Genomic DNA, 6000 nt, shown 5'->3' with positions numbered 1-6000 from the left:
CCCCCCCCCCGATTGTTGGGATAGTATCTATATATTCTTTTCGAATATCTTCTGACATAGATTTAAAAAGCTCTTCTTTTGTCTTTTCGTAGCCTTCAAATTCTGAAGTGGCGCTTCCGCTGTCTTCAGTTTCTGCACGTTCTTCTGACATTGTAGTCATTTCTTCTTTCAGACGGCCCTGAATATCTTTCAGACATTCCAGGAGGAGCGGATTAAAAGTTCCACATTCTCCATTCAGGATCATCTCAACCGCTTTCTCATGGGAATAAGCTTTCTTATATACACGATCACTGATCAGCGCATCATATACATCAGCCAGTGCAACTACCTGTGCGGAAATCGGGATTTCTTCTCCCTTCAGGCCATCCGGGTAGCCTTTTCCATCGTAGCGTTCGTGATGCCATCTGCAGATGTCATGGGCAATCCGAACCAGCGGTTCGTTTTTATAATATTCCAGGTTCTCCAGCATGGAGGCACCGATGGCACTGTGTGTCTTGATAACCTCGAATTCCTCTTTTGTCAGTTTGCCTGGTTTATTCAGGATCTTGTCATCAATACCAATCTTTCCGATATCATGAAGAGCAGATGCTGTAACGATCATTCTTCTTACAGAACTGGACAGATCATACTTGTCCGTTTTCTGTATCAGTCTCTCCAAGATCAGTTCCGTGATAATGTTGATATGCAAAACATGAGCTCCACTCTCACCATTTCTGAATTCTACGATCTGGCTTAAGATGCTGATCATCATACGATTATTCTTTTCTTTCTCGTAAATCTGATCTGTGACAAGAACCAGAAGTCTTCTCTGTTTCGCATACAGAGTAATGGTATTATAAACACGCTTGTATACAACCTGCGCATCAAACGGTTTCTTGATATAATCTGCAACTCCCAGATCAAAGGCCCGTCTTACATAAGAAACAGAGTCCTCCCCGGAAATCATGATAACCGGAATATCCTCGATCCAGTTTCTTTCGTTCATATAACTCAGTACACCGAATCCATCCATTACGGGCATTACCAGGTCAAGAAGTACAAGCGAGATTCCGGTTTCATACTGTCTCAGAAGCTTGATGGCTTCCTCGCCATTGGTCGCTTCCAGAATATCATAATCTGCTCCAAGCATTTCCGACAAAATGCAGCGGTTCATCTCGGAATCATCTACGATCAGGATCGTCAGCCTTGTTTTATCCTGCAGAAGGATCTCCTGTGCGCTGTTTCTTCCTGCAATCTCATTTTCACTGATCACGACCATATTTTTGCGCTGTTTCGCACGATACATAAACTTATCCGCACGAAGTACTGCTTCTCCCAGTTTTTCTCCGGTAGAAAGTACTCCGCCAATACTTACTGACAACTTCAGCTGAGAATATCCAGGAACTCTGGCTGCATGAACTTCCTCCTGAATCTCCTTCATCTTCTTTGTAAAATTATCTACATTGATATCCGGGATCAGAAGCAGAAATTCATCTCCTCCGAAACGAACAACCTTGTCTGTCTTACGTACATGTCGACGGATAACCTCCACAACTACCTTTAATGCTTTATCACCTGCATCATGTCCATAGGTATCGTTATAAAGTTTAAAATCATCCAGATCCACCATAGCCACGCCGGCAGAACTCTCCAGATTTCTGACCTTATCCTCATAATATCTTCGATTAAAAACACCTGTAAGAGCGTCTTTATACAATTCATCCGCATATCCACTGAGTTCTGCAAGAAGATTCTCTCTGTCTTCTGAATCAATGATATCGTCATCTTCCAGATTATTGATCATTTCCATGATATATGGTTTGCCATCAATATTCAGATATTTGGAAATTACCTGATAAACTTTAGAGTCTACTATTTCTATTTTTGTTTTCTGGCGTTTTTCTTTCAGTGCTTTTCTGGAAATACAGTTAGTACATCTTTCGTCCTTACCCCATATGGAATAGCACTGACATGGGGGCTCTATTCCCTCTCCTGTTTCCAGTATTTCTCCATCCAGCAGACGTACAATAGAAAAAACCTGCTCCAGCTGCTGCTTCATCTCCTGTACTTCCTGCATTGTCATGATATCTTTTGTCCCCATTCTTCTTCCTTTGCTTTACCTGTCCATAGTATTCCATTTCATTTTTATTACCTATTATATCTATGATATCATTAATTTTTTTTAAAGTATAGTGAGAAATATAAAAAAACCATATCCATGTCGATTTTTAGACATGTGATATGGTTATGAGCAAGTAGCGAAGTGGATTGCGAATATCCGCTTGACCCGAAGCCTGCCTCAGATATGTGCGTTAATGTGTACCTGCTCCCAAGATTTTCTCCGCATTTTCAATCCGTTCTTTTGTTGGAGGATTAATACCTTTCAACGGATAGTCAAGATGAAGGTTTTCCCATTTGAAAATTCCGAGCGTATGATACGGAAGAACTTCCACTCTCTCTACAGTTTTCAGCGTACCGATAAAATCAGCCAGGCGATGAAGGTAATCGTCACGATCATTGCGCTCCGGTACCAGTACATGGCGAATCCACATGGCTATGCCCATATCGGAAAGTTTCTTCGCCATGGCAAGGATATTTTTGTTGGTACATCCTGTGAGGATCTTGTGCTGTTCCTCATCAATATGTTTGATATCCAGCATGACAAGATCTGTATATTTCATCAGCTCTTCCCATTTTTCATGCCATGGGCCCTCTTCTGTGTAAGGATTGCCGCTGGTATCAAGTGTTGTGTGGATTCCAAGTTTCTTGGCTTTCTTAAAAAGCTCAGTGAGGAAATCGATCTGTAACAGTGGCTCGCCTCCACTCACAGTAATACCGCCCTTACTTCCCCAGTAAGAGCGGTATCGACATGCTTTTTCAAGCAGCTCATCTGCTGTGTACTCCGTTCCTGTTTTCATTTGCCAGGTGTCCGGATTGTGGCAGAACTGGCAGCGCATGGCACAGCCGCTCAAAAAGATCACATACCGGACTCCTGGTCCGTCAACAGAGCCGAAGCTCTCCAGTGAGTGGACGTAGCCAGTGATTTTTTTCTGGTCGTCCATATTTTTTATTACATCCTTTCGTGGCAGGTTCTTGCGATAACGTCAAGCTGCTGCTCTCTTGTAAGGTCGATGAACTTAACAGCATATCCGGAAACACGGATCGTGAAGTTTGCATACTCCTCTTTTTCCGGATGCTCCATAGCATCGATGAGTTTTTCTTTACCGAATACGTTTACATTGAGGTGATGTGCACCACGGTCAAAGTATCCGTCAAGTACGTTTACAAGGTTCTCTGTACGCTCTTCCTCAGAATGTCCAAGGGCATCCGGGTTGATGGTCTGAGTATTGGAGATTCCGTCAAGGGCATCCTCATAGTCAAGTTTTGCAACAGAGTTCAGGGAAGCAAGAAGTCCGTTCTGCTCTGCGCCGTAAGACGGGTTAGCTCCCGGTGCCAGAGGCTCACCGGCTTTTCTTCCGTCCGGAAGAGATCCTGTAGCTTTACCATATACAACGTTGGATGTGATGGTAAGGATGGATGTGGTTGGCTTGGAATCACGATAGGTATGGATGTGTTTCAGTTTCTCAAGGAATGTGGAAAGCAGTGTTGTTGCGATCTCATCTGCTCTGTCATCATCGTTACCATAGCGTGGGAAGTCACCCTCAACCTGGAAGTCTGTTGTGATTCCGTCCTCGTCACGGATTGCTTTTACTTTTGCATATTTGATAGCGGAAAGGGAATCTACTACATGTGAGAATCCGGCGATACCAGTTGCAAAAGAACGGTCAACCTTTGTATCAATGAGTGCCATCTCAGCTGCCTCATAGTAGTATTTATCATGCATGTAGTGGATCATGTTCAGTGTTCCAACATACAGATGTGCAAGCCAGTCCATCATCTGGTCGTATTTCTGGATTACTTCATCATAGTCAAGGTACTCGGAAGTGATCGGCTGGTACTGTGGTCCTACCTGCTGTTTTGTCTTCTCGTCAACACCACCGTTGATCGCATAAAGAAGGCATTTTGCAAGGTTTGCACGAGCGCCGAAGAACTGCATCTCTTTACCTGTCTCTGTAGCAGATACACAGCAGCAGATGCTGTAGTCATCGCCCCATACCGGACGCATAACATCATCGTTCTCGTACTGGATGGAACTTGTTGTAACAGAGATGTCTGCTGCATATTTCTTGAAGTTCTCAGGCAGTCTTGAAGAATAGAGAACAGTAAGGTTTGGCTCCGGAGCCGGTCCCATATCCTCAAGTGTATGAAGGAAACGATAGTCGTTCTTTGTTACCATGGAACGTCCGTCCTGTCCCATACCTGCTACTTCCAGAGTTGCCCATACCGGGTCACCGGAGAAGAGCTGGTTGTAAGACGGGATACGAGCGAATTTAACCATACGGAATTTCATTACGATATGGTCAACAAGCTCCTGTGCCTCTTTCTCTGTAAGAGTTCCGTTCTCAAGGTCTCTCTCAATATAGATATCAAGGAATGTGGAGATACGTCCAACACTCATTGCAGCTCCGTTCTGAGTTTTGATCGCTGCAAGATATCCAAAGTACAGCCACTGGAATGCTTCTTTTGCGTTCTTGGCCGGCTGGGAAATATCAAAGCCATAGATCTGAGCCATTTCTTTCATCTTCTTCAGAGCGCGGATCTGGTCTGCGATCTCCTCACGAAGCTGGAAATCATAACGTCTCATACCCTGACGATCGCATGCTGCGAAGTCTTTCTCTTTACCTGCGATCAGGAAGTCGATTCCGTAAAGAGCTACTCGTCTGTAATCACCTACGATACGTCCACGTCCGTAAGTATCCGGAAGTCCTGTAAGGATCTTATTGTGACGTGCTCTCTTCATCTCTGGTGTGTAGATGTCGAATACACCCTGGTTGTGTGTCTTGAACTCGTAGTTATTGAAGATGTCTTTGATCTTGTCGCTTACGTGGTATCCGTAAGTCTCGCATGCCTGCTCTGCCATCTTGATTCCGCCGTATGGCATGAAAGCACGTTTCAGAGGTTTGTCTGTCTGAAGACCTACAACCTGCTCGAGATCTTTCATATCTTCGTCAATGTATCCAGGTCCATATGCTGTGATACCTGTAACTACCTCTGTCTCCATATCGAGAACGCCGCCTTTTGCACGTTCCTCTTTCTGAAGCTGCTGAAGTTTACCCCAGAGTTTATCTGTAGCCTCTGTAGGTCCTTCCAGGAAGGAAGCATCTCCGTCGTATGGTGTGTAGTTCATGCTGATGAAGTTACGAACGTCGATCTTCTCTTTCCAACGATCGCCTTTGAATCCGTTCCACTGCTCGAAATTAACTTTTGCCAATTTGTTGCACATCCTTTCTTTGTTCTGTTTCAATGATTATTCGTTCACTGCCCGCGCAGTTAGTAATATATAACATTTCTCATGACGACCATAAGATACCAGATTCAGATTTTAAAGTCAACAGATTGGATGTATGTTTTTTATAATATACAAGAGATTGTACTATTGATAAAATTAATGATAAAATTGTACTAGATATTGTACATTGTGGGCGCGTCTGGAGACGCACTTCGCAGTGGGTTTTGCCCTGCCCGGGCGGGGCGCTTTCGCTGCGGGCGTTTTTGCGAGGAGGGGAAGCATTCCTAGTTGCGAAGGCCATTTCCCCTCCTCGCGCTCCTCCCCTCCGGCCACGCAATTTGCTGCAGGTTGTGGGAATGTGTATGTTTATCGGAGGGGCGATGGATTCTACGGTATTGAGTGTGGTTCGTTGTGCCGATTTTTATTCGCTTTGGACGAAATGCGGCCTGCTTGGCAGGCCTGTTTCTGTTGTTTCCTGGGACCTGTTCTGTTTGTAATTAATTTTAACCAAATCAAGTAAGTCCCCTGCGGGGTTGCGAAAAGCAATAAGCAATGGGTGGGGACTTGCTTGTATCATGAGGAGTGCAAGCTCCTCCTGATAAACTGCGGAGCAGTTATTTGGTGTAGAGCTACGTAGCGAAGCGGATTGCAAATATCCGCTTGACTTTCAT

3 protein-coding genes are annotated in these 6000 nt (G+C 44.4%); all 3 read right to left on the bottom strand.

Annotation, left to right across the window (positions count from 1 at the left end; all coding sequences use genetic code 11):
• Positions 1 to 2080: diguanylate cyclase (locus GPK81_RS15950; RefSeq protein WP_215707341.1), on the bottom strand; the 2080-nt coding region annotated here is incomplete at its 3' end.
• A gap of 211 nt (positions 2081 to 2291) precedes the next feature.
• On the bottom strand, positions 2292 to 3041 hold the full coding sequence (gene pflA, locus GPK81_RS15945) for a pyruvate formate-lyase-activating protein (protein ID WP_118071711.1): 750 nt from the start codon (positions 3039 to 3041) through the stop codon (positions 2292 to 2294).
• Positions 3042 to 3049: 8 nt separating this feature from the next.
• Positions 3050 to 5311 carry a formate C-acetyltransferase gene (gene pflB, locus GPK81_RS15940; RefSeq protein ID WP_252196679.1) on the bottom strand — a complete coding sequence of 754 codons (2262 nt, stop codon included), beginning with the start codon at positions 5309 to 5311 and terminating at the stop codon, positions 3050 to 3052.
• Positions 5312 to 6000 lie beyond the last annotated feature (689 nt).

Origin of the sequence: Blautia sp. MCC283 (assembly GCF_018785565.1) — a bacterium.
GTDB lineage: Bacteria > Bacillota > Clostridia > Lachnospirales > Lachnospiraceae > Blautia_A.
The sequence above is the reverse complement of the archived record's forward strand: the minus strand, read 5'-3'. Positions and strand labels throughout refer to the sequence as shown.

What these genes read in the sequence shown, in the direction of transcription:
- pflA (WP_118071711.1), bottom strand. Translation starts at nt 3,041, where the DNA reads ATGGACGACCAGAAAAAAATCACTGGCTACGTCCACTCACTGGAGAGC.